Annotated in this window: 24 protein-coding genes; 16 read left to right on the plus strand and 8 right to left on the minus strand. The window is 68.3% G+C overall.

The window, feature by feature from the left end; all coding sequences use genetic code 11:
• From E1261_RS45415 to E1261_RS25765, 6 genes are all read left to right on the plus strand, one after another.
• Positions 1-197, plus strand: a 197-nt coding sequence (locus E1261_RS45415; protein WP_238176428.1) for a hypothetical protein, incomplete at its 5' end; no start/stop codon positions are given.
• A gap of 127 nt (positions 198-324) precedes the next feature.
• Positions 325-945, plus strand: a complete 621-nt coding sequence (locus tag E1261_RS46040) for a G5 domain-containing protein (protein WP_202875020.1) — start codon at positions 325-327, stop codon at positions 943-945.
• Positions 946-1,127: 182 nt separating this feature from the next.
• Positions 1,128-3,080, plus strand: coding sequence for an alpha/beta hydrolase (locus E1261_RS25750; RefSeq protein WP_132410794.1), 1,953 nt, complete (start codon positions 1,128-1,130; stop codon positions 3,078-3,080).
• Between the two features lie 7 nt (positions 3,081-3,087).
• Complete coding sequence (locus E1261_RS25755) at positions 3,088-4,023, plus strand: ArsR/SmtB family transcription factor (protein WP_132410796.1); 936 nt, start codon at positions 3,088-3,090, stop codon at positions 4,021-4,023.
• Between the two features lie 108 nt (positions 4,024-4,131).
• Positions 4,132-4,350, plus strand: coding sequence for a sulfur carrier protein ThiS (gene thiS, locus E1261_RS25760; protein WP_132410798.1), 219 nt, complete (start codon positions 4,132-4,134; stop codon positions 4,348-4,350).
• Between the two features lies 1 nt (position 4,351).
• Positions 4,352-5,125: a thiazole synthase gene (locus E1261_RS25765; RefSeq protein ID WP_132410800.1), complete on the plus strand. Its 774-nt coding sequence runs from the start codon at positions 4,352-4,354 to the stop codon at positions 5,123-5,125.
• Here E1261_RS25765 and E1261_RS25770 read toward each other — a convergent pair.
• Positions 5,122-7,014: a hypothetical protein gene (locus tag E1261_RS25770; protein ID WP_132410802.1), complete on the minus strand. Its 1,893-nt coding sequence runs from the start codon at positions 7,012-7,014 to the stop codon at positions 5,122-5,124. The genes E1261_RS25765 and E1261_RS25770 overlap by 4 nt on opposite strands.
• A gap of 510 nt (positions 7,015-7,524) precedes the next feature.
• Here E1261_RS25770 and E1261_RS25775 point away from each other — a divergent pair.
• Positions 7,525-7,914, plus strand: coding sequence for a RidA family protein (locus E1261_RS25775; RefSeq protein WP_132410804.1), 390 nt, complete (start codon positions 7,525-7,527; stop codon positions 7,912-7,914).
• On the opposite strand, the gene E1261_RS25780 is transcribed toward E1261_RS25775, so the two are convergent.
• Complete coding sequence (locus E1261_RS25780) at positions 7,907-8,779, minus strand: serine hydrolase (protein WP_132410806.1); 873 nt, start codon at positions 8,777-8,779, stop codon at positions 7,907-7,909. The two genes, E1261_RS25775 and E1261_RS25780, sit on opposite strands and share 8 nt — an antisense overlap.
• Positions 8,776-9,639 carry a LysR family transcriptional regulator gene (locus tag E1261_RS25785; protein WP_132410808.1) on the minus strand — a complete coding sequence of 288 codons (864 nt, stop codon included), beginning with the start codon at positions 9,637-9,639 and terminating at the stop codon, positions 8,776-8,778. The genes E1261_RS25780 and E1261_RS25785 overlap by 4 nt, the downstream gene beginning before the upstream one ends.
• 118 nt (positions 9,640-9,757) lie before the next feature.
• On the opposite strand from E1261_RS25785, the gene E1261_RS25790 reads away from it, so the two are divergent.
• Entirely contained in the window at positions 9,758-10,678 is a 921-nt protein-coding gene (locus tag E1261_RS25790) for an MBL fold metallo-hydrolase (protein WP_238176429.1), read from the plus strand.
• A 122-nt stretch (positions 10,679-10,800) separates the two neighbouring features.
• Here E1261_RS25790 and E1261_RS25795 read toward each other — a convergent pair whose 3' ends face one another.
• Positions 10,801-11,544, minus strand: coding sequence for a GNAT family N-acetyltransferase (locus E1261_RS25795; protein ID WP_132410810.1), 744 nt, complete (start codon positions 11,542-11,544; stop codon positions 10,801-10,803).
• Between the two features lie 48 nt (positions 11,545-11,592).
• Positions 11,593-12,993, minus strand: coding sequence for a MocR-like pyridoxine biosynthesis transcription factor PdxR (gene pdxR / locus E1261_RS25800; RefSeq protein ID WP_132410812.1), 1,401 nt, complete (start codon positions 12,991-12,993; stop codon positions 11,593-11,595).
• Positions 12,994-13,039: 46 nt separating this feature from the next.
• Between pdxR and E1261_RS25805 the strand changes: the two genes are divergently transcribed.
• The gene (locus E1261_RS25805) at positions 13,040-14,314 is read left to right on the plus strand and encodes an FAD-binding oxidoreductase (RefSeq protein ID WP_132410814.1); all 1,275 of its coding nucleotides are present in this window, start codon (positions 13,040-13,042) and stop codon (positions 14,312-14,314) included.
• Here E1261_RS25805 and E1261_RS25810 read toward each other — a convergent pair.
• Both E1261_RS25810 and nhaA read right to left on the minus strand, forming a co-directional pair.
• Positions 14,311-14,742, minus strand: a complete 432-nt coding sequence (locus E1261_RS25810) for a rhodanese-like domain-containing protein (RefSeq protein WP_132410816.1) — start codon at positions 14,740-14,742, stop codon at positions 14,311-14,313. The genes E1261_RS25805 and E1261_RS25810 overlap by 4 nt on opposite strands.
• A gap of 64 nt (positions 14,743-14,806) precedes the next feature.
• A complete protein-coding gene (gene nhaA, locus E1261_RS25815; protein ID WP_132410818.1) occupies positions 14,807-16,687 on the minus strand; it encodes a Na+/H+ antiporter NhaA in 1,881 nt (626 codons plus the stop codon).
• A gap of 270 nt (positions 16,688-16,957) precedes the next feature.
• Between nhaA and E1261_RS25820 the strand changes: the two genes are divergently transcribed.
• From E1261_RS25820 to E1261_RS25835, 4 genes are all read left to right on the plus strand, one after another.
• Entirely contained in the window at positions 16,958-17,659 is a 702-nt protein-coding gene (locus E1261_RS25820; RefSeq protein WP_132410820.1) for a GAF and ANTAR domain-containing protein, read from the plus strand.
• A gap of 27 nt (positions 17,660-17,686) precedes the next feature.
• Complete coding sequence (locus tag E1261_RS25825) at positions 17,687-17,914, plus strand: hypothetical protein (RefSeq protein ID WP_132410822.1); 228 nt, start codon at positions 17,687-17,689, stop codon at positions 17,912-17,914.
• Positions 17,915-18,048: 134 nt separating this feature from the next.
• Positions 18,049-19,185, plus strand: coding sequence for an ROK family transcriptional regulator (locus tag E1261_RS25830; protein ID WP_132410824.1), 1,137 nt, complete (start codon positions 18,049-18,051; stop codon positions 19,183-19,185).
• Between the two features lie 32 nt (positions 19,186-19,217).
• Entirely contained in the window at positions 19,218-19,889 is a 672-nt protein-coding gene (locus E1261_RS25835; protein ID WP_132410826.1) for a GNAT family N-acetyltransferase, read from the plus strand.
• Here E1261_RS25835 and E1261_RS25840 read toward each other — a convergent pair.
• Positions 19,833-20,375 carry a CGNR zinc finger domain-containing protein gene (locus tag E1261_RS25840; protein ID WP_165952653.1) on the minus strand — a complete coding sequence of 181 codons (543 nt, stop codon included), beginning with the start codon at positions 20,373-20,375 and terminating at the stop codon, positions 19,833-19,835. The two genes, E1261_RS25835 and E1261_RS25840, sit on opposite strands and share 57 nt — an antisense overlap.
• Positions 20,376-20,595: 220 nt before the next feature.
• On the opposite strand from E1261_RS25840, the gene alr reads away from it, so the two are divergent.
• The 3 genes from alr to E1261_RS25855 form a co-directional block, all read left to right on the plus strand.
• Positions 20,596-21,732, plus strand: coding sequence for an alanine racemase (alr, locus tag E1261_RS25845; protein WP_202875022.1), 1,137 nt, complete (start codon positions 20,596-20,598; stop codon positions 21,730-21,732).
• Positions 21,729-22,697 (plus strand): D-alanine--D-alanine ligase family protein, encoded by a 969-nt coding sequence (locus tag E1261_RS25850; RefSeq protein WP_132410830.1) that lies wholly within the window; start codon positions 21,729-21,731, stop codon positions 22,695-22,697. Before alr ends, E1261_RS25850 begins: the two co-directional genes overlap by 4 nt.
• The coding region (locus E1261_RS25855) for a M15 family metallopeptidase (protein WP_132410832.1) at positions 22,694-23,300 on the plus strand (607 nt) is incomplete at its 3' end. The genes E1261_RS25850 and E1261_RS25855, both read left to right, overlap by 4 nt.

The raw sequence follows: 23,300 nt of genomic DNA on the forward strand, positions 1-23,300 counted from the left end.
TCAGTGCCCGGTCGCATCCTTCGGCGGTGTTGTTGCGGGAGGTTCGGCCGGCTGAGGAGCGGTTGTTCGCCGTGTTCCAGCAGCGGGTGCCGGAGCCGCCGATCAGTGCGGGGCCGTTGATCGTGCTCGGGAGTATCGGGCTGCTGGTCGGGCTCGTCTTCGCGGCGTTGGCGGGGGTCGGCGCAGCAGCCGGCTGAGAAGTACGGCGCCGAGGTCTGGCCGAGGGGTCGATCGGGGTGCTAAGCAGTTGTCTTCGCCTGGGTGGTCCAGGCGCTGACAATCCTGCCGCGGGGGGAACCGACGGCGGGTTTGGGGGGAAGTGCTTTGCGTATTCGTGCTGCGTTCATGGTTGTTGCCGTGCTCGGCTTCGGGGTCGGGTGCGGTACGGCGGAATCGACCGAACCGGCTGCCGTCGCCGGTGGGCGGGTGATCACGCGGACGGTGACGGCGCCAACCAGCGAACCGCCGCCCAGCAAACCGCCGACGCCGACGCCGACACCGAAAGGCCAACCGACGAAGCCCGTCGTACCGACGACGACGCGGACGGTGGTCGAGTATCGGGTGATTCCGTTCAAGAAGAAGACGGTCACGGACAGCGAACTGCCGAAGGGTGAGAAGGAGATCCGGACACCGGGGGTCAACGGATCGCGGAAGCTGACGTACACGGTCACGTACGTCGGCGCGAAGTCGACGGGCAAGAAGCTCGTCCGGCAGGAGGTCGCGAAACAACCGCGGTCGCAGGTGACGGCGGTCGGGACCAAGGTCGAGGACGACGCGGAGTCCGGGTGCGATCCGAACTACAGCGGCTGCGTGCCGATCGCGAGCGACGTCGACTGCGCCGGCGGGAGCGGGAACGGACCCGAGTACGCCGATGGTCCGGTCACCGTGACTGGATCCGACATCTACGGCCTCGACTCCGACGACGACGGCATCGCCTGCGAGTGAGGGCGGACCCCCAGGCCATCACAATTGGGCCGGCGACCGCTCGCTGAGCGTGGGGAGGACGCGCAGTCTGCAGTTGTGATGGCCCTGGGGTCCGGACGGGCAAGGTGTGCGGGATTCAGGGCAGATGTCGGGGCGACGGACCTGAGAAAGGGGATGGTGGGGAGCCTGGAAGGGGTGGGCTCGTGAAGGCTTGGCTGGGTTTGGTCATGGCGGCGGTGCTGACAGCAACCGGCGGCACCGCGTACGCCGGGGACGCCGGGGATGCGACCTACGGCGTGGTGACAAGTGAGTACGACCTCGGGGACGAGGCCGTGACGTTGCCGGGCGGGGTCAAGTCCGAACTGCGCGCCAAGGTCTACGGGCCGAAGGACGCGCCTGGGAAGCGCCCGCTGGTGGTGTTCCTGCACGGTTATCACGACGCCTGTTACGGCGGGGACCAGAAGCAGCGATGGCCTTGCGCCCCAGATCAACGCCCAGTTCCGAGCTTCCGCGGCTACGACGCCCCAGGCAGAGAGCTCGCCAAGCACGGGTACGTCGTCGTCTCCATCAGCTCGAACGCCGTCAACCGCAACGTCAGCAAAACGCTCGACGCGGCCACCCGATTGCGTGGCGAACTCGTCCTCGCCCACCTCGACCTGTGGAAGCACTCCAGCCGGGTAGACCTCGATAACGTCGGCCTGATGGGCCACTCCCGCGGTGGCGAGGGAGTGGTCGCCGCAGCGCTCGCCAATGCGGCCCGCCCGCACCCCTACGGCATCAAGGCCGTCCTCCCCCTCGCCTCGACCTCAGCCACCCGACAGGCCCTCCCCGGAATCGCACTCAACCTGATCACGGGCTACTGCGACGGCGACGTCTACGACCTGCAAGGCCAGCACCTGTACGACGACTCCCGCTACGACACGAGTGCACCCAAGTCCCAGGTCCTCCTGATGGGGGCAAACCACAACTTCTTCAACAGCGAGTGGACCCCCGGCCAGGCCGAGGCCCCGGCGACCGACGATTGGGCGTTCAACCCCGACGAAGAACCCTGCGGTACGGCGACGCCCACACGCCTGACCGCAGTCCAGCAGCAGGCCCTCGGCCGCGTGTACATCTCGGGCTTCTTCCGCTGGATCCTCGGCGGCGAGGAAGCCCAGGGAAAGCTGTTCGATGGTTCGGACCCCAACGTCACCAGCCAATCCCCCGACCGCCTCGACCTCGCACGGTTCGACCAACCGGTCAGCACCACCGGCGACCTGACCGCGACCGTGTGCACCGGCAGCCCGTCCTGGCTCCCCGACCCGAACCCCGAGCTCCCGTTCTGCACCGAGAACGAGCAGCCCGACCGCTTCCCGCACTGGGTTCCCAGCTTCTTCCTCCCCACCGTCCCGAACCCTGCGATCACCGCCCTCCACTGGACCGGCCCCGGCGCGCTCCGCATCCCGGTCAACGCCCGCAAGCAGTACGACGTACTGACGTTCCGCGCTGCCGCGGACCCGGACAAGCCATCGACCTTCACCATCAGACTGATCGATGACCAAGGTCACCGCGACGTCGCAGTATCCCTCGAGAACCTCCCCGGCAAACCCGAGAACGCCCAACCGAAGACCCTGCTCAGAACCGTCCGAATCCCCTTGAAAACAACGAACCTCAAGGCAGTAGAGCTCCGAACCGCCAACGAGGGCCGGGCCTTCATCTCCGACCTCGCCCTCAGCACCCCGTCCCGCGGCCGCACCACCCTCAACCAGCTCCCCCGGATCTCCGTCTCCGACGCCGCACCAGTTGCCGAAGGCAACAGCGCCACCAAGGTCAACTTCACAGTCACGCTCAACAGGCCGAGCCACCAGCAAGTCACAGTCCATGCCGAGACAGCAGGCTTCACCGCGGACCCCGAGATCGTCCTCCCGCTGACGACCACGATCACCTTCGTGCCCGGCGAGACCCGCAAGACCGTCGCCGTCCAGATCCGCGGCAACACGACCGCCCAGCCCGACCAGGACTTCAAGCTCGCCCTCGCGGTCCCGCGCAACGCGATCACCGACGACGCCTGGGCCACCGGCAAGGTGCTCGACGACGACACCGGTCCGAACACCCAGCACGACAAGCAAGCGCCAGCACTCCCCCCACGAGGCGGTCCCGGCTACCGCGGGATGTAATGACCGGGTGCTGACCTACGAACTGACGTCCCGGGATCTGGAGGAGGTCCGGTTCGCCCTGTCGCCCGCGTGCGAGACCGTGCTCTCGCTGCGGGCCCTGCGCGATCCGGGTCGGTTCCCGCTGCAGCTGCCGTGGATCCGCGCGGTCCAGCCGCTGCTCGAGGGCCTGGACTGGACCGTCCTCAGCCACCTCGTCAACGACACCATGGGCAGCCCCGACTACCTCACGCCGCGGCCGACCTCCCCGCTCACCCAGTTCGCCGACGAGCTCGCGCTGATAGCCGCTGTCGATCAAGAGACCTTCACCAGACAGCTCACCGCGGTCAACGGCGAGCTGCCCCAGGGCCTCACGCCGGCCCGGGTCGCCACAGCACTCGACGACTACTGGCAGATGGTCATGGCGCCGTACTGGAACCGCATGCGGACGATCCTGTCCGCCGACATCACGTACCGCGGTCATGTGCTCACCCAGCAAGGCACCGGCGCGATGCTCAACGAGCTCGGCCCAGCCATCTCTTATAGGCAAGGCCTCTTGAAGGTCGACAAGGTGAGCGAAATCAGTCGCGTGGAGAAGGTCGACGGGCGCGGTCTCGTCCTGCAACCCAGCCTGTTCGGACCGCATGCCGTGATCCCGTACGACCCCGGCGCCGAACCGTTCCTCGGCTACCCGCCCCGCGGCCAGGCCAACCTGTGGACCGTCGTCGCCCCACCCACGCCACAAGACCTGGCCCACCTCATCGGTACGGCGCGCGCCCGGATCCTGCAGCTCCTCACGCATCCACGCACCACCACCGACGTGGCCGCCGAGCTCCAGGTCACCCCGTCAGCGGTCAGCCAGCACCTGCAGCTACTCCGCCGTACCGGCCTGGTCGAACCCCAGCGAGCCGGCAAGCAAGTGCTCTACCGGCCGACGGAATTGGCCCAATTGCTGACAGGGAACTAAAATTGCGGTGACCGCGGGAGCTCGCACCGGAGTGGGCTGAGAGGGCGACAGAGCAGGCGTCGCCGACCGTCGAACCTGAATCGGGTAATTCCGGCGTAGGGAGGATGCATGGAGTCACAACCTGAGCACACCGTGTGGGTGAACGGTACGGCGACCAGCAGCGGACCGGGCATGTCGGTCGCGGAGCTGGTCCGGGAGATGTCCGATCGGCAGACCGGAATCGCAGTCGCTGTGAACCAGAGTGTGCTGACCCGCGACGAGTGGGCCGCCACCATCCTGACGGCAGGTGACCGGGTCGAGATCGTCGGCGCGGTCCAGGGAGGCTGACATGGACGACCCCTTCGAGCTGGGCGGCCGCACGTACTCGTCGCGGTTGATCATGGGTACCGGCGGTTCGGCCAACCTGGAAGTGATGGAGGAGGCATTGATTGCCTCCGGCACCCAGTTGACCACGGTCGCGATGCGCCGGCTGGGGACCGGGCACGAGGGCTCGGTGCTCGACGTGCTGAAGAAGCACGGGATCGAGATCCTGCCGAACACTGCCGGCTGTCACACCGCGGCCGAGGCCGTGCTGACCGCGCGGCTGGCCCGCGAGGCGCTTGGGACCGACCTGATCAAGGTCGAGGTGGTCGCCGACGACCACCTGCTGCTGCCCGATCCGGTCGAGCTCCTCGACGCCGTGGACATCCTGGTCGCGGACGGCTTCACCGTGCTCCCCTACACCAACGACGACCCGATCCTGGCTCGCCGCCTGGAGCAGGCGGGTTGCGCGGCCGTGATGCCGTTGGCCGCGCCGATCGGCTCAGCCCTCGGCATCCGCAACCCGCACAACATCGCGCTGATCGTCGAAGGCGCGAACGTCCCGGTCATCGTCGACGCCGGTCTCGGTACGGCGAGCGACGCCGCCCTCGCAATGGAGCTCGGCTGCGCCGCGGTCATGCTGGCAACCCCGGTCACCCGCGCCGAGAAGCCGGCCCTGATGGCAGCCGCGATGCGCGACGCCGTCAGCGCCGGCCGCAACGCGTTACTGGCAGGACGAGTTCCACGCCGCTGGCACGCCGCCCTGGCGTCCTCACCGGTGACAGGCCTGCCGACGTTCTAGTCGTTGTCGCGGATGGTGCCCTGGACCCGGTAGGGCACCTTCAGTACGGCGCCATCCGCGGCCGTGATGACGACCGTGAAGGTCTCGGGCTTCTCGCGGAGTTTGTCGTCCTTGATCGGTACGACGAACTGCCCCGTCGTCTCGCCCGCGTTGACCTGCGGGTAGAGACCCTCCTGCGGGTTGATGAAGTCGGTACCGAGTTTCGCCGTACCGCTGCGGAGCTCGGCGGTCAGGTTCGCCCCGCGGTCCGACGGAGCGGACAGCTTCATCTGGAAGACGACACCGCCACGGCCTTCGGTCCCGACTCCTGGTGAGATCGTGATCGTCGGGGTCGGGTCGTCGTCGCGGACGGTCCCGTCGGCGAGCGAACGGCCGATCATCGCGTCCGTCGAACCGGACAGCACCATGATGAACTTGATGTCGTCCCCGTCCCGCTTGTTCGGTCGCAGCGGCACCTTGATCGTGGTCGAACGATGCCCGGCCGGAATCGTCACCCGGGCATGGAACGGGACCACCACATCGCTGATCAGATCACCGGACGCCTCCGCCCAGAACGTCACCGGCCGTGGGCTGATCCGCGACATCCGCACCTGGAAGTCGGCCGTCCGCGGTCCGGAATCACCTTCCACCATGTCCAGATCCGCGACCGACAGCACCGGCAGCATCCGCGGTCGCCAGTGGCTGACCGACGGCTTCGAGAACGACAGATCAGCCAGGTACGCCGTACCTCGAGCGACCCGGTCGGTCCGGATCTCCACCGACCGCACGTCACGCAGGTCAACGGGCAGCCCGGCCAACGGGATCCGCACCGTCTGCATCAGCACCTTCGGCAGCAGGTCGGCGATCTTGCCGGGTAGCGGCTGCAATGCCTTGCTGACCTTGGATACGGGCACACTGGCCGATCGGCCGCGGCCGTCCGTCAACCGCACCGACAAGTCCGTCGTCTTTTCAGTTGCCGCACGCAACGACAACACGTCGTACTGCCTCACATCGCGGCGGCCGGCCGGCAGATCGAAACGGAGTCGCCCATCCGTCCCGGTCCAGCTCAACTCCGTCGCCCGACCGGCTGGGAGATTCTCGACCGGCGGGTCAGCAACCCAATGCGGTGTGCGCCCGTCGGCGTTGCGCACGCAATCGGCCGCGCAGATTCGCGTCCGGGCAGCACCAGTCAGTACGCCGGAAGGCGCGTCCAGGCGGGCGACGTCGTACCGATGAGGTGATTGCGCCATCACGGAGACGACTGCGCGACCGGCTGAGCGGGCGCGCGTGTTCGAGCCGTCGAGTAGTGGCAGCAGGGCGGTCTCGCGGCCGAGTTCGAGTCGGAAGAAGCCAGCCAGGTAGGCCCGTCCGGCTGCTTCCTGCTCGACTGCGGTCAGGCGCTGTTTGGACTTCTTGCCGCAGGGCTCGGCCTTGTCGTCGGCAGTCCAGTCGTCGTCTGATGGCGCGACCGAGCGGCCCGGTGTCCACTCGGTGTTGAAGAAGTTGTGGTTGGCACCCATCAGCAGCACGGTCGATCGGGCGGCTGGGTCGCGCGTCATCGAGTACCGGGTGTCGTCGTAGTACCGCTGGCCGGACAGGTCGCTCACGTCGCCATCGCAGTACGGGAGGATCACGCTCATGGCGACACCGGGCAGGTTGGGGCGGAGGAAGCCGCCGGGTGCGAGGAGCAGGACTGCGCGGATACCGAACGGTTCACCGAGCTCTGCGTTCAGCTGGACTGCTCGGGCGACGCCTTCGCCACCGCGTGAGTGCCCCATCAGGCCGACCCGTTGCAGATCGACCTTGCCGACGTACTTGCGGCCGAAGGGCCCGTCGCCGCGAGTCGACCAGCGCTGCCAGAGCTTGAGATGTGCGAGCACCAGCTGGGCGCGGGCGAGTGAGCCGGTCATCTGGGTGTCGAAGTCGGCGAGGTTGATCGCGTTCGCGCTGATCGAGACGACCTGGTAGCCGTGGCTGGCCAGCGCCTTGGCCGGAGCGTCGTATCCGGCGTAGCTCGGGATCGGCTTGGATCCCTTTGGGACACGGCCATTCCATCAGGTCACCCGGATCGACACCCTTGGCATAACAGGCCACGTGAATCCCGTGCAGGAACAGCACCAGCGGCCGCCGCCCCGGCGCACCGACGGGTGTGTAGACCCGGCCGGTCAGCTCACTCTTGAGCTTGAACGCCGGAATCTCGACGGCTCGATCGCCCAGGTGGTACCCACCCACGGTTACCTTGTAGGCACCGTTGCTGCCCGGATCGACCGGCAGGAATGTCTCGGCGCTCGCCGGTGCTGTCAACGGTGTCGCGAGAGATGCCGCCAGGACGGCCAGCGCGATCAGCGGCCTACGGATCTTCACGGGGGAAGCCTAGGTTGCGAAGGGGTTATCCGAGATCACCGTTTGATGGAGGATGGATGAGTACGTTGGAGTATCCGCGCCCGCAGGGGGTTGCCGCGGGCAACGGTTACAGCCATGTGGTGACCGGGCCGGGCCAGTGGGTCGCGATCGCCGGTCAGGTCGCCTTCGACGCCGACGGCAACATCGTCGGCGAGGGTGATGCAGAAGCCCAGACACGGCAGGTGTTCGCCAATCTGGACGCGGCTCTCAAGGCCGCAGGCGCTACCTGGGCAGACGTTGTGAAGCTGAATTACTACCTGACCGACATGGCCGGACTGCCGGCACTGCGTACGGTCCGCGATGAGTACGTCGACACGGCGAATCCGCCGGCCAGCACCGCCGTACAGGTGGTGGCTCTGTTCCGTCCGGAGGCACTGATCGAGATTGAGGCGTACGCGGTTATCTGAGCAGGTTGACCGCCAGTTGCGCGGCGAGGCCGATGGTGGCGTCGGCGCGCGGCTGGCGCCAGTCGGAGCGGGCGGTGAGGGTGAAGACGGCGACCGCGTAGGCGTCGCCGGCGGGAAGGGTGACGACGCCGACCTCGTGGCGGAGGGCTCCGAACGTGCCGGTCTTGCCGGCGACCCGGATGCTGTCGTGCGGGAAGCCGGAGGCCAAGCGGTGCTGGAAGATCTGCCGCCGCATCGTCGCCTTCGCGAAGTCGGTCTGGGCCGCGGAGAGCAGTTCGCCGGTCCAGAGTCGACGGAGAAGCAGGGTCATATCCGACGGGGTGGTCGCGGAGGCGTTGGCTGCTTCGTAGACGCCGGTCGGGGTGGTGCGGTTGTTGTCAGCCAGTACGGCGAGGGCCGCATCCGGATCGTCCATTCCGGTACGCCGTTGCAGGTCGACCAGGTTGGCCGCGGTCCCTCGCCGTACCCAGGTCTGTTGCAGGCCGAAGGATTGCAGCAGCTCAGCGAGTCGATCGAGCCCGACCACGTCGAGCAGCGCATCCGCCGCGGCGTTGTCGGAGACGGCCATCATCGACACGGCGAGATCGCGGAGCGACATCGTGACCGGGTCGGCCATCAGGGACACCCCTGTCGGGCCGGGGGTTCGGGTCGACGGATCGAGGGTGAGTCGCTCGCGCGGATCGAGTTCGCCTTCGTCGACCAGGCGGCAGAACCCAACCAGCAAAGGAAGTTTGTACACCGACGCCATCGGTACGACGGTGTCCGCGTCGATGTCGACTGTTGATTCCGGCGCATCGAGCGCGACCGCGTGCAACCAGCCGCGTACGCCGGCATCGGCGAAGGTCGCGCGGATCCGGGCGTTCATCCGGTCACCAACGCGTCGGTCAGCTGCGCGATCACGTCAAGCTCGAACGGAGTCCGCGCCCACACCAGACGCAACCGTGTGGGTAGCGGATCGCCGGCCAACTGGTACCGCTCGACTCCGGGCGCGGCCAGCGACGGGTCCGCGGTCATCACGATCGCCTGCCCAGCCGCCGCCATTGCGAGCGCGGCCCGCTCATCTGTCACCACGACCGTCCCCCCGGCCGGCCGAAGCATCGCCAGCGTATCCAGAAACAAGTCCCGAGCCGCCGGCGCCTCAGCCCGAGGCCGAACCGCCACCGGCAACCCACCCAACTTCTTCAGCTCGACTACGGCATCAGCTGCGGAACCCGAGGGCGCCAGGGCCCAGGTTGGTAGCAGTTGAACTGGCCCTGCATCCAGGCCGTCGAGGACAGTGGGGTGCAGTACGACGGCGAGTGTCAGGCGGCCGGACGATACCTGGCTGGTGAGTGAGCTGGTTGGCGCTGACACGACCGTGACTCGGCTGCCCGGGACTGCCGCGCCGCAGGCGGCTGCGACTGCGGCACCTGCGGCCGGTGGGACCTCGGGCGCGAGGCCGAGGCGGATCTCCGGCCCTTCCGGATCACGGGCGACTGCGGCCTGGTGGAGCTCTTCGATCGAGGTCAGCGCCCGCCGCGCGAACGGCAGCAGCGCGGCACCGGCAGCGGTCAGCTCGACTCCGGTTGAACCCCGCTCGAACAGCTTCGCCCCGACCAGAGCCTCCAGGCGGCGCAGCCCTTGCGACAGCGGCGGCTGGGTGATCCCGACAACCCGAGCGGCGTCCCCGAAGTGCTGTTCCTCGGCGAGCGCGACGAAGATCTGCAAGTGCCGCTCAGTCAGCATGACCCAGCTGACCTGCGGTGATATCCCCAGCCACTCGCCTCATGCCGGAAAGCATATTCGACACACCTCCTGGCCTTCACCTTGACTGAAAGCTCCGGAACGGCGAGAGGAGAACGCAGTGAAGGTGACGCGACGAGGCATGCTTGCAGGGGCAGCCGCGGTCGGAGCAGCAGGCGTGATCGGCCGGCCCGCCTCCGCTCAAACCGAGAGCAAGCCGAAGGAGCGACGTACACCGGTGGAGTTGACCTGGCTCGGCACGCACGCCTGGCAGATCCGCTGCGGTGAGCACATCGTCCTCACCGACCCGTGGGTGACCCGCTTCCACACCGGCACCTTCACCCCCGAAGGCGCTGACCCGAAGACCAAGCTGGTGATCGACAAGGCGGCCGTCGACAGGCACATCGGCAAGGCCGATGCGATCCTGGTCCACCACGGCCATTACGACCACATGTCCGATGTCCCGTACGTCGCGGCGAAGACCCAGGCGACCGTCCTCGGCACCCAGTCGCACGTCAACCTGCTGAAGGCGATGCGCACCCAGGCCGACCTGCTGTCAGCGGTCCGCGGCGGCGAGTACCTGGTCTTCGACGGTTTCACCATCGAGGTCTACCCATCCCTGCACTCCTGCGGCGGCAAGCGCCACAACTACGCGTACCCCGGCTACCACCTGGACGCAGTACCGCCGCGCCCCCGCGTCATCGAGGACCTCGTCGAAGGCGGCACCCTCGCCTACGTCGTCACGATCGGCGGCCTCCGCATCCTCAGCCTCAGTACGGCGAACTTCGACCCGAACGCCCTCCGCGACCTCCAGGTCGACGTGGTCATCGCGGCCCCCGGCGGCGAACCCGGCATCACCGACCGCCTCCTCCGAACCATCAACCCGGTTCGCACCGTCATCGCCACCCACTGGGACGACTTCGACAAACCCCTCACCGAGCCCGGCATCCCCTGGACCGACCTAACCCCCCTCCGCAAATCCGCAGAACAGTCCGGCGCCAACTTCGTAGTACTGGACCACCTAGAGAAGCTCACCCTCTAACCCCGTACAGAAGGACTGTTAGTACGTCACCAGCTCGGCTCCCGCGCACGCTCACGACGGGTGGCGGCAAGGCGCCGGCAGCCTCGAATTAACAGTCCTTCTGTACGCCGTGCGGCCAACTGTCAGGCGAGGGTGCGGTAGTGGTAGCGGGAGAGGGTGGTGAAGCCGAGGCGGGTGTAGAGGGTTAGGGCTGGGGTGTTGTTGGCCAGGACGGAGAGGTAGACGTGGCGCACGCCTTGGGTTGTTGCCTTCTGCAACAAGGCGCGGATGACGGCTTGGGCTAGGCCTTGACGGCGGAAGGCTGGGTCGGTGGCAATGCAGTAGAGGCCGGACCAGTCGTCGACCAGGGCTAGCCGGCCGATGGCAGCGATCTGATCGCCGGAGCGGATGGTGGCGTAGAGGGCGGGGCCGCGGTCGAGGATCTGACGGGCGACTGCTTGCTCCGCGGGGCCGCCGCGGCCGTCGTTCTGCCACCAGAACTGCATCCAGGCGTCGTCGGCGACCGAGGAAATATTCACCTCGACGGCCGACGAAGGCAGAGCTGCGAGGACGTCGGCGATCTCGGCACACTGCACCAGCGTGGGGTTCTTCAGCTGGTATCCGCGCGTGGCCAGGTGGTCGTCGAGGTCGGTCGGCTGGGCGGCGGGGCTGATCTGGAAGGACGGCGTGATGCCGTGCGCCTGGTACAGCGTTTCCACGTAGTCCAACGCTTTTCCGAGATCGTACGGCGCTCCGGCCGGGAGCACGGAGTTCGCGCGCAAGGTGACACCGGCCGCTCGTCGGACCAGCCAGCCGTCGAGCTCGGTACTGTGCGCGGCAGGCCAGCCCCGGTTCATCAGGTGGTCGATTCCAGCTGCGGTGATCACCCCTCCGAGAGTAGAACCACTCGGATCAAATTGCAATGAAATGAATAACTATTCACGCGCGACCGCGACCGCCTCGGCCAGCAGGTCAACACCCTCGATCACCGTGTTGACCGTGAGACCGCCGTACCCGAAGACGAGCCCGGCCGGCCCCGGCGGCGTCACCCAGTACGGCGCCAATCCGTACACACCCAGTCCCCGCTCAAGCGCGGCCGCCTGGACCGCGGACTCCGTCAGACCGTCCGGCAGCAGCGCCATCACATGCAGCCCGGCCGAGACCCCGGTCGGCACCAGCTCGGGCAACCGCGCGGCCAGCCGCTCCACCAACGTGTCCCGCAGCAGCCGGTACCGCGGCCGCATCCGACGCAGGTGCCGATCGAATTCACCCCGCGCCACGAAATCCGCGAACGCCAACTGATCCAGTACCGGCGACCCGCGGTCGTCCATCAGCTTGGCCTGCGCCATCGGTTCGACCAGCCGTGGCGGCAGAATCATCCACCCCAACCGCAGCCCCGGCGCCAACGTCTTGCTCGCGGTGCCGGCGTACGCGACCCGATCCGGCATCAGCCCCTGCATCGCACCGATCGGCTCCCGGTCGTACCGGAACTCCGCGTCATAGTCATCCTCGATCACCAGCCCGCCCCGCCGCGCAGCCCACGCCACCAGCGCCGCCCGCGTCTCCGCCGAGGTCACCACACCGGTCGGGAACTGATGCGCCGCAGTCACCAGTACGACGTCCGCCTCGGACCGCTCGAGCGCCTCGACATCAACCCCGCCCTCAAGAACCGGTACGCCGACCGTCGTGAGCCCGGCCGCCGCAGCCACCCGGCGCAGGTCGTTGTCGGACGGGTCCTCGACCGCGATACACCGATATCCCTGCGCAGCAAGGACTTGCAGCAGCAACCGCGATCCCTGCGCGAACCCGTTGCAGATCACCATGTGCTCCGGCCGAGCCGCCGTACCGCGGACCCGATTGAGGTAGTCGGCCAACGCAGTCCGCAGCTCAATGGTCCCGCGCCCATCCAAGTACGCAAGACTCCGGTACGGCGTCTCGTTCAGCACCCGGCGGATCGACCGCAGCCACGCCGCCCGGGGGAACTGCGAGACGTCCGGCCGGCTGTAGCGGAAGTCGATCCGCGATTCCACGCCGGTCAGCATCGTCACACCAGGCGACTCGATCGCGGCCACCTCGGCGACCTCGGTGTACCCGCCGGCTCGACTGACCAGATACCCCTCGGCCACGAGCTGCTGATAGGCCTCGACCACGACACCCCGCGACAACCCCAGATCCTCGGCGAACGAGCGGGTCGACGGCATCACCGCACCGGGCCTCAGCCGGCCCTCCCGGATCCGGTCGCGAATCCCACTCTCCAGCTGCTGATGCAGCGGAGCGCCACCCGAGCGCTGCAGCTCGATCAACAGCTCTCCGGAACTGGTCCTGATTCGGCTCACGAAACTGGACCTTATCGGAGTACCGCCGGACTGTCAGGGTGGATCCATGACGACCTTTCTGCACCCCGGAGACCGTGGGTACGACGAAGCCCGCTCGATCTGGAACGCGATGATCGACCGCCGGCCGGCTGTGATCGCGCGCTGCCGGACGACCGCCGACGTGGTGGAGTCGATCCAGCTGGCCCGGACGAAGAACCTCGAACTCGGAGTCCGCTGCGGCGGCCACAACATCGCCGGCCTGGCCGTGCCGGACGGGGGCCTGATGATCGACCTGACCCCGATGAGCGCGGTCGAGATCGACCTCGAACGCAAGATCGCGATCGTCCAGGGCGGCGCGTTGCTCGGCGAACTCGACCGAGCCGCGCAGCGCTACGGCCTCGCGACAACCGCGGGCAACGTCTCCCACACCGGAGTCGGCGGACTCACGCTCGGCGGCGGAATGGGTTGGCTGGCAAGGCGATTCGGGCTCGCCTGCGACAACGTCACGGCGTACGAGGTGGTGACCGCGGACGGCGACGTCGTCCGCGCGACCGCGGATGAGAACGTCGATCTGTTCTGGGGACTGCGCGGTGGCGGCGGCAACTTCGGTGTCGTCACGTCCTTCGAGTTCCGGCTGCACGAGATCGGCACCCGAGCATTGGTTGCCGAGTTCACCTATCCGACCAAGGCGGCGTACGACGCGTTGCGTGGTTGGCGGGAGCTCAACCGCAACGCACCGCGGGAGGCGACCTTCACCGCCTCGATCACGCCGGACGGCGTCACCCTCGGGTACGTCTGGGTCGGCCCCGGCGGGGAGGAGCTGCTGCCCGAGTTCCGCGCGCTCGGCCCGGTGGTCCACGAGAGTGTCGAGGCGATGCCGTACCTGACTTTGCAGAGCCGGGACGACAACGTGCAGGGCCACCGCTACCGCCGCTACTGGAAGGGCCACTACTTCAAGTCCCTGCCTGACGAGGCGATCAAGGCGCTGATCGACACCCCGGGCGTCGCTGCCAGCCTGCAGGCGTACGGCGGCGCGATCTGCGACACCCCGGATGACGCGGCCGCATTCAGCCATCGGGACACGCTGTTCGAGTTCGTGACGGCCGTTCGCTGGGAGGACGCTGCCGACGACGAGGACCGGATCAGCCGGATCCGCGAGTACGCGGCCGCGCTCGCGCCGTACGCGCAAGGTGCCTACGTCAACACCCTCAACGGCGAGGCGATCCACCGCGCGTTCACGCCCGCCAAGCTCGCCCGGCTGGCCGAGCTCAAGGCGAAATACGACCCGGCCAACCTCTTCCACCTCAACCAGAACATTGCGCCCGCGGCGGTCACTGTCTAACAGGCGCAGGCGATTCCGCGGGGAGCGGTCAGCGGGTCGGACTGCCGGCGTTCGATCCCGGCGGCAGTCTCGACCGGCAGGCCCTCGCGCGCCCAGTACTCGAAGCCGCCGATCATCTCCTTGACCGGATAGCCGAGCTTCGCGAACTCCAGCGCCGCCCGGGTCGCGCCGTTGCACCCCGGCCCCCAGCAGTAGGTCACCACGCGCACACCATCCGGTACGACGGCGGTCGCGCGCTCGGCGATCTCGCGAGTCGGCAGGTGGATCGCGCCCGGGACGTGCCCCTGGTCCCAGCTTTCCTGGCTGCGGCTGTCGATCAGCACCCAGCCCGTCGTACTGGCGCCGATCTCGGCGGCCACGTCGGAAACATCGGTCTCGAAGGCCAACCGGCCCGCGAAGTGGGCGATGGCTGCGGTCTGTTCGGTCATGTCCTCAGCGTCGGGGATCGCGGCCCGCGAGAACAGTGGCAGAAATGACCTAGTACCACAAGATTCAGCCAGCGTTGATCCGGGCCCGCGCTCGAGCGACCTTGATCGCGGCCTTCAGCGTCTCCACGTCGTACGCGCCGTAGTGCCGCTGCCCGTTGATGAAGAACGTCGGCGTCCCGGACACCCCGCTGAGGTCGGCCGACTCGACGTCCCGCGCGATCCGGGCCGCGGCGACATGCCGCTTCACCTCGTCGTGGATCCGGTGATTGTCGAGTCCGAGCTGCTCGGCGTACGACATCAGGTCCTTCGGCTGCAGGTTCTCCTGATTGGACAGCAGCAGATCGTGCATCTCCCAGAACGCGCCCTGCGCATGCGCAGCCTCGGCCACCTCGGCCGCGATCTGCGCCCGCGGGTGCACGTCGGAAAGCGGCAGATGCCGCCACACGTACCGCAGGTCGTCGTCCTGCAGAAGATCCCGTACGGCGGACTCCGCGATCCCGCAGTACGGGCACTCGAAATCGCCGTACTCGACGAGCGTCACCGAGGCGGTCTCGGGACCACGGACGTGATCGAGGTCGGGGTCGATCGGGTCAGCGAGATCGACCAGCTCCTCGGCCCGGCCGAGTAGCGCCAGCGCCTTCCTCGGCGGGCTGAGTAACTTCACCGACCGGAACACCAGCCAGGTCACGATGGACGACACGACCACTGCGGACAGCAGGCCGATCTTGGCTTCCGCGAGGACCGGCCCTTCGAACGCGATCGTTGCTATCAGCAAGGAGACCGTGAAGCCGATGCCCGCGATCGTGCCGCTGCCGGCCACCGCCGCCCAGCCGACCTGCGGCCCGTATTTGCCGCCGGAGAAACGGTCCAGCAGCCAGGAGACCAGCGTGACCGCGACCGGCTTGCCAACCACGTACCCGACCAGGATGCCGAGTGTGACCGGCGAGGTGAACGCGCGGCCGAGGAACGCCGCGTCGATCGTCACACCGGCATTGGCCAGGCCGAACAACGGGACGATCAGGTAGCTGGTCCACGGGTGATAGAGGAACTGGAGCCGCTCGTTCGGCGAGATGGCCGCGGTCAGCCCGACGGTCGCGGACCGGGCCAGCTCCGGTGTCGGCTGCTCACGGAAGACCCGGAACAGTCCGCTCGCTTGCTCGAGCTCCTCGCGACCCGGTGAGTACGCCGGTGCGGTCAGACCGATCGCCAGCCCGGCCACGACCGGGTCGACGCCACTCGTGAGGAGTGCGGCCCACGTGATCACGCCCAGAACGACGTACACCCAGGGTTTGCGGACGCGGAGCAGCGCGAGGGCCAGTACGACGGCGAAGGCGAGCACCGCGATCAGCAGCGGCATCAGGTCGATGTTCTCGCTGTAGACGACGGCGATCACGACCAGTGCCAGCAGATCGTCGACGACGAACACAGTCAGCAGGAAGACCCGGACGCGGTCTGGAACGCCGCGGCCGACCAGCGCGAGCAGGCCGAGCGCCAGCGCGGTGTCCGTCGACATCGCGACACCCCAGCCGTGCGCAGTGTCCGTGCCGAGGTTGAAGGCCAGGTAGATCAGCACCGGCGCAGCCATCCCGGCGACGCCCGCGAGCACCGGCAGCACGAACCGGCTGCGGTCCCGGAGGTCACCGAGATCGAACTCGCGCCGCGCTTCCAGGCCGACGACCAGGAAGAACAGCGTCATCAGACCGCTGTTGATCCACTCCCGCAGGTCCAGCCCGAACGCGCGGTGACCGAGTTCGAACGAGAGGTGCGTCCGCCAGAAATCGTCGTACGAGCCCGGGGCGAGGTTGGCCCAGAGCAGCGCGATCAGGATTGCTGCCGCGAGCACTCCGGAGCTGCCGGCTTCGGTGCGCAGGAAGCTGCGCATCGGTGCCGCAAACTCCCGTCGCCAGTTCGTCCGGCCGCCCAACAGGGCCGGGAAGTCCGCCATGATGGAACCCTAGTACCTCGCGTCGGTGGTTGTTTGAGTGATTGCGGTGTTCAGGTGCGTGCATCGGGGTGCCGGAGGGGCGGCCTCGATGCTTTTCCATCGTGGCTGTTCCTCCGGTGCCGCGAGGTGCGTGCCTGGGCGCCGCAAGCGCCAAAAAACCATCGACGCGAGGTACTGGCTGCCGCAACACAGGGTTGAGGCTGCATGATGTCTCCTGCGGACGCCCCCTGCCCGGGCGGTCCGGCGTACCGATGACCGTTGGGAGCCCCGTTGACCGAGCAAGAGCTCACCGCCGCCTCGGCGGATGCGTTCGCGCAGCTGGCCATCGAGCTGCACGATGCCCCGGGGGTTGAGGAGACGATCGATGCGGTCGTCCAGTTCGCGCTGCAGGCGCTGAGCTGTACGTACGCCGGCGTCGCGCTGTACACGCGGGGCGGTAGCCCGGAGATCGCGGCGGTGACCGATCCGGTCGTGGCCGATGTCTACGACCTGCAGCTCCGGAGCGACGTCGGCCCGCTGGTGACCGCGCTGCGGGACCGGACCACGATCCTGATCCGCGACACCGAGACCGACGGCCGCTGGCCGGAATGGACGACGCAGGTCGCGGCACTCGGTGTCCGCAGCTCGCTCGACGTCCCGCTGGCGACCGGTGACGCGGCCCGGCAGACGGTCGGCGTACTCGGCCTCTACAGCCCCACCCCGGACGCCTTCACCGCAGACGACGAGGCGATCGCCCACATCCTCGCCCAGCACGCCTCGGTCGCCGTCGCCTCCGCCCGGCACGAGGAGACGATGGCCCAGGCCGTCGACGCCCGCAAACTCGTCGGCCAGGCGATGGGCATCCTGATGGAGCGCTTCGACGTCGACGGCGACCGCGCCTTCGCCATCCTCAAGCGCTACTCCCAAGACACCAACACCAAACTCCGCGACGTAGCCCAGCAACTCATCGACACCCGCAAACTCCCGCACTGAGACTCGCTGGTCTGGGAGGGTGGCACGGTGACGGTTGAGCAGGTGTGGGCGGCCCGGCGGCTGCGGACGGACATCATCCGCCTGCGGATCGCGACCGGCCTACTCCTGGCGACCGGCGTCGTACTCCTCTTCGCCATCTCACACCCCATGCCCGGCCTCCTGGTGATGCTCACCGCCACCTTCACCACAGCCGCTGCGACCACCCGCGCCACCCGCCTCCGCCGTCTCCAACGCGCCCTGTCCCGCGAAAGCTAACGTCCGAAGGATCGGAGGCCCGCCCTCCGGATCTTCGGACGTTACCCGCCTCCTCTGGCTAACGTCCGAAGGATCGGAGGGCCGCCCTCCGGATCTTCGGACATTGCGGGGCGGGTGCGCCGTAGGGTGGTGGGATGGGGAGTTGGCAGCCGTTGGTGGGGCCTTCTCGGCAGGTGGCGTTGGAGATCCTGCTGGATGGGCCGCTGTCGCGCGCCGAGTTGTCCCGGCGGGTGGGGTTGTCGCCGGGGAGTCTGACCCGGTTGACGAAGCCGATGGTCGAGTCCGGGCTGCTGGTCGAGGTCACGGCCGGGCCGACCGATGCGCGGGTCGGGCGGCCGTCGCAGCCGCTCGATCTGGATCCGGCCGCGCATCATTTCGTCGGGATCAAGCTGACCGGTGACCGGGCGATCGGCGTACTGACAACGCTGCGGGCCGAGGTGATCGCGAGCCTGGAGCGGCCGCTGACCGACCACATGGCGTCCGCGGTGGCCGACCTGATCCTGGAGCTGGCCGACGATCTCGCGGCCCAGGCGCCCCGCCCGATCAGCGGCATCGGGGTCACGCTCGGTGGTCGGGTCGTCAACGGGACTGAGGTCCGCTGGGGCCCGTACCTGGACTGGGTCGACGTGCCGCTCGGCGAGCTGCTCGCAGCCGGGACCAGTACGCCGGTCGTGGTGGCGAACGACCTCGTTGCGCTGACCGAGGCGACCCACTGGTTCGGTGCCGGCCGCGGTACGGATCGGTTCGTGCTGATCACGATCGGTGCCGGCGTCGGCTACGGGCTGGTCGTCCACAACAAGACCATCGAGAGCCCGGACACCAGCATCGGCCTGATCGGCCACCACCCGCTGATCCCCGACGGACCGCTCTGCGACCGCGGGCACCGCGGCTGCGCGCTCAGCCTGCTCACCGTGGGATCGATCACCACCCGGATCGGCGCCGCGCTCGGGCGGCCGATCGACTACGAGGAGTGCCTGGATCTCGCGGCGAAGGGCGATCCGGCGGCCGAGCCAGTGATCAGCCAGGCCGGGTTCGCCCTCGGGAAGCTCATCGCTGCGGCCGCGAACTTCACCATGCCCCAACTCGTCGTCCTCGGCGGCGAGGGGGTCCGGCTCGCGGAGGTCGCCCGGACCGAGCTTCTCGCCGCCCTGCACGCCGACCGCCACCCCTCCGGCGCCGAGCTCCCGATGGTCCTGCAGCCCGCCGACTTCACCGAATGGGCCCGCGGTGGCGCGGTGATCGCGATCCAGACCTTCGTCCTTGGTAACTGACTAACTCAAAATAAGCAGTTACACTCACCTCCATGGATCCTGTGAGGCGATGGATGGCGGGCTGGCGGCTGTGCCGCGGCCTGGAACAGCCGGTCGAGTACGACGACGTCCTGCTCGCGCAGCTCGGCCTGCCCGGGCGTGAGCGGGAGATGTTCACCCTCACCGACGACCCGGCCCTGATCGACCGCCTGGCCCCGGCCGCCACCGAGACCACCTGGCTGACCGTCACCACCCAGTACGGCGACGCTGCCGCCGCACGAATGAGCGCCGCCGGACTGCAGCCGTTCGCCGAACACAAGGTGCTGATGTCGATCGCGCTGCCCAACCACCCTCAGCCGACGACACCACCGCCGTACAAGCTGTCCGTGCACACCGACGGCCCGCTTGACCGCGTGCAACTCCTGAGCCCGGACGGCACGATCGCCGCCCGCGGAATGATGGCGACCGTCGGCACGGACGCAGTCATGCACGACATCCACACCGACCCGGACCACCGGCGCCGGGGCCTCGGCAGCGTGGTGATGGGCGCGCTCAGCCGGCGAGCACTCGACCGCGGCGCACACGACGGGCTACTGATGGCGACCGAGATCGGCGTACAACTTTATCGTTCACTCGGGTGGTTGCCGGAAGCAACCATGGTGACGGCGTCAGGCAGTGCGAGCGCGGTGCGCGGCGACCTTGGTGCGGTTCTGGCAAGCTGTTGAGCAGAACCGCTGAGTCCGGTTCTTGGTCGAATCCAGGAACAGATCGTCACACCGCTCGGCCGCACACCTCCGCAGCCGCTCCGAGTCGTGACTGCCGAGCAGCATCGCCACCGCGGTAGCGAACTCAGCCAGCCACCCGGTCGCCACCGACACCCCCGGCGACGCGAAATGCAGGTGCCACAGCTGCCCCGGCTCCCGCGTCAACTGCGGGGCGGCCTGAGTGCGGCGCAGCAGGTCGTTGACCAGCTCGACGGCTCCATCGACATCAGGCAGCAGGCTCAGCGCGTCATACAACTGCCGCGCGCCCGTCTCGTACTCGTGGAGCTCGATCGGGACGGTGCGATTGGTGGTCAGCCGCAGCACGCCGCGGACGGCCTCGTCGTCCGGCGGCGTGGCCGGGCGGCCCTGCCGTGCGGGCGCACCGAAGACGTTCGCCAGCGCGATGGCCGCGGCGAGCGACGCTGCGAGGTGTTCGGTCGGCTCCACGACGCCCAGTATCCGGCAGCTGCACACAGCCACCCAATCTCACGCTGGGTAGCGAAGCTATGGTGAAACGCAGCGGATACAGGCCTTGGAGAAGGTATTCGAGGCGAAGGTCAACCTTTGATAGGGCGCAGAGCGTCAGACCAGAGTCGTACGTCAGATCTGCGCAACATCCTTCCGTGATCCGATGAACTGATGGTTGCCAGCTACAACAATGAGGAATATGAACTTGGTCCAGGCCCGGCAGCGTCCGGCGCCCACGGGTATCGCTGGCCTGTCCGAGGCCGTCGTCGACCTGTCGGCGGTCAAGGACAACGTCCGGACATTCCGGCGGCTGACTCCGCATGACGTGATGGCGGTGGTCAAGGCCGACGCGTTCGGGCACGGCGCCGTACCGGTGGCGCGGGCCGCCCTCGACGCCGGGGCGACCTGGCTCGGTGTCGCGCGGGCCGACGAGGCCCTGCAGTTGCGGGCCGCCGGCCTGACCGCCCCGCTTTTGACCTGGCTGTACGACGCCGCCGAGCTGATGCTGCTCGGCGACATGGACGTGGATGTCAGCGTCTCCACGGTCGCCGAGCTGCAGCGGGTGGCGTCGGTCCCGGCCGTCAAGAACGTGCACTTGAAACTCGATACCGGTCTGCACCGGGCCGGCAGCACCCCCGACCAGTGGATCGAACTGACCCGGGCCGCGGCGCACCACGAGGCGCTCGGGGCGCTCGTCGTCCGGGGAATCTGGTCGCATCTGTCGCACGGCGATGCCCCCGACGCCGTCCAGAGCCGGAAGCAGTTGCAGCTGCTCCGGACCGGGGTGGTGCTGGCCCGGCGCGCAGGACTGAATCCGAGCACGATCCACCTGGCCAATTCGGCCGGGGCGATCACGCTGGACGCGCCGGACTGTGACGTGATCCGGATCGGCGCCGGGCTCTACGGGATCGACGAGACCGGGATCGGCCTGCGCCCGGCGATGCGGCTGATGAGCAAGGCCTTCCAGATCCGACGGATCGGCGCCGGCGAAGGCGTTTCGTACGGACATGATTTCACCGCCGAGCGCGACACCACCGTCCTGCTGGTGCCCCTCGGGTACGCCGACGGGATTCCGCGGGTCGCGGTCGAGCAGGCTAGTGTGCTGTGCCGCGGGGTCCGGATGCCGGTAGTCGGCCGGATCGCGATGGACCAGTTCGTCGTCGACGCCGGGGACGTGCCGGTGGACCCGGGCGAGCCGGTGACGATCTTCGGAGACGGTTCGCACGGCGAGCCGACCGCCAAGGACTGGGCGGACTGGGCCGGAACCATCCCGCACGAAATCTACTGTGGCATCGGAACCAGGGTGCCGCGTCGCTATGAGGAGGCAACTCGATGAAGGTCGCGGTCGTGATGGGCGGCGCCAGCCCCGAACACCACGTGTCCCTGGCCAGTGGCAAGGGGATCGCCGACGCGGTCGCCTCACTCGGTCACACCGCGGTCCCGCTCGTCATCGACCAGCAGGGCGACTGGGCCAACGGCCTGCACGAGGCGATCGACCTGCTCCGCGCGGTCGACGTCGTACTGATCGGTTTGCACGGCGAGTACGGCGAGGACGGCCGCCTGCAGGGCTTCCTCGACCAGCTGAAGGTCCCGTACGTCGGCAGTGGGGTCACCGCCAGCGCGGTCGGCCTCGACAAGCACCTGACGAAGGCGGTGCTGCGCGCGCACGGCATTCCGGTCACTCCGGGTGTGCGGTTGTTCGGCGCGGAGACCAGCGACACCGAGGCCGCCGTACAGAAGCTGAAGGAGGCCGATGTCGAGTTCCCGGTCTTCGTGAAGCCTGCGAACGGCGGTTCCAGCTTCGGCGTCGGCCGCGCCACCGACCTGGCCTCGCTGGCCGACGCGGTCGCCGCGGCGGCCGAGCTCGACCCGCAGGTCCTGGTCGAGAAGGAGATGGTCGGCCGCGAGATCGACCTCGCCGTCCTGCAGTTCCCCGACGGCCGGGTCGAGGTCGGCCCGCCGCTGGAGATCCATAGTGACCCGGCGCAGCCGTTCTTCAACGCGACCGCCAAGTACGACGCTTCGAGTGCGACCGAGTTCGTCGTACCGGCGCCGTTGACCCCGGAGCTGGCCGAGCTGCTGAACCGGACCGCGCTCGAGGTCTTCGAGGTGCTCGGCTGCAAGGGCCTCGCGCGGGTCGACTTCTTCGTCCCCGCGGACGGCAAGCCGGTGGTGAACGAGATCAACACGCTGCCCGGCTTCACCCCGGCCTCGCAGTTCCCGCGGATGTGGGCCGCGGCCGGATACACCTACGCCGACGTGGTCGACGTACTGATCAAGACGGCGGTCGCCCAGCCGTGACAGTACTGCTCAGCGACGAGCGGATCACCCGCATCGAGGCGATCGAGAACGGCGAACCGGTGGTCGAGCTGGCTACCCGCGGCATCCAGACCCCCGGTACGGCGTACTCCCGCGTGGGCGTGGCCGATCGGCTGGTGATCGCGAACGCGTTCCTGCCGTCGGGGATCCAGCTGCACGTGGTCGAGGGCCTGCGACCGCTCGACTCCCAGCGCAAGATCTACGACGGCTACTGCGCCGAGCTCCGCGCGCTGCATCCCGACCTGGACGAGGCCGAGATCCGGGTGCTGGCGAGCCGGTTCGTTTCCCCGGTCGAGGTCGCCCCGCACGTGGCCGGCGCCGCGGTCGACCTGACCCTGGTCGGCGCTCATGGCCCGCTGGACCTCGGTACGCCGATCGACGCGACGCCCGAGCAGAGTGACGGAGCGTGCTTCTTCGCCGCCACCAACATCAGCCGCGAAGCCCGCACCAACCGCGAACTCCTCGCCGACGTCCTCACCGCCGCCGGCTTCGTCAACTACCCCACCGAGTGGTGGCACTGGTCCTACGGCGACCGCTACTGGGCCTACACCGAGAACCACCCCCACGCCATCTACGGCCCCACCC

The sequence above is a fragment of the Kribbella albertanoniae genome, from assembly GCF_004348455.1.
Lineage (GTDB): Bacteria > Actinomycetota > Actinomycetes > Propionibacteriales > Kribbellaceae > Kribbella > Kribbella albertanoniae.

Excerpts from the sequence above, each read along its gene's own strand:
- E1261_RS25835 (WP_132410826.1), top strand. The coding sequence starts at position 19,218 with ATGGATCCTGTGAGGCGATGGATGGCGGGCTGGCGGCTGTGCCGCGGC.
- E1261_RS25770 (WP_132410802.1), bottom strand. The coding sequence starts at position 7,014 with ATGACCGGCTCACTCGCCCGCGCCCAGCTGGTGCTCGCACATCTCAAG.
- E1261_RS25850 (WP_132410830.1), top strand. The coding sequence starts at position 21,729 with ATGAAGGTCGCGGTCGTGATGGGCGGCGCCAGCCCCGAACACCACGTG.
- E1261_RS25830 (WP_132410824.1), top strand. The coding sequence starts at position 18,049 with ATGGGGAGTTGGCAGCCGTTGGTGGGGCCTTCTCGGCAGGTGGCGTTG.
- alr (WP_202875022.1), top strand. The coding sequence starts at position 20,596 with ATGAACTTGGTCCAGGCCCGGCAGCGTCCGGCGCCCACGGGTATCGCT.
- nhaA (WP_132410818.1), bottom strand. The coding sequence starts at position 16,687 with ATGGCGGACTTCCCGGCCCTGTTGGGCGGCCGGACGAACTGGCGACGG.
- E1261_RS25810 (WP_132410816.1), bottom strand. The coding sequence starts at position 14,742 with ATGACCGAACAGACCGCAGCCATCGCCCACTTCGCGGGCCGGTTGGCC.
- E1261_RS25785 (WP_132410808.1), bottom strand. The coding sequence starts at position 9,639 with ATGCTGACTGAGCGGCACTTGCAGATCTTCGTCGCGCTCGCCGAGGAA.
- E1261_RS25780 (WP_132410806.1), bottom strand. The coding sequence starts at position 8,779 with ATGAACGCCCGGATCCGCGCGACCTTCGCCGATGCCGGCGTACGCGGC.
- E1261_RS25775 (WP_132410804.1), top strand. The coding sequence starts at position 7,525 with ATGAGTACGTTGGAGTATCCGCGCCCGCAGGGGGTTGCCGCGGGCAAC.
- E1261_RS25765 (WP_132410800.1), top strand. The coding sequence starts at position 4,352 with ATGGACGACCCCTTCGAGCTGGGCGGCCGCACGTACTCGTCGCGGTTG.
- thiS (WP_132410798.1), top strand. The coding sequence starts at position 4,132 with ATGGAGTCACAACCTGAGCACACCGTGTGGGTGAACGGTACGGCGACC.
- E1261_RS25805 (WP_132410814.1), top strand. The coding sequence starts at position 13,040 with ATGACGACCTTTCTGCACCCCGGAGACCGTGGGTACGACGAAGCCCGC.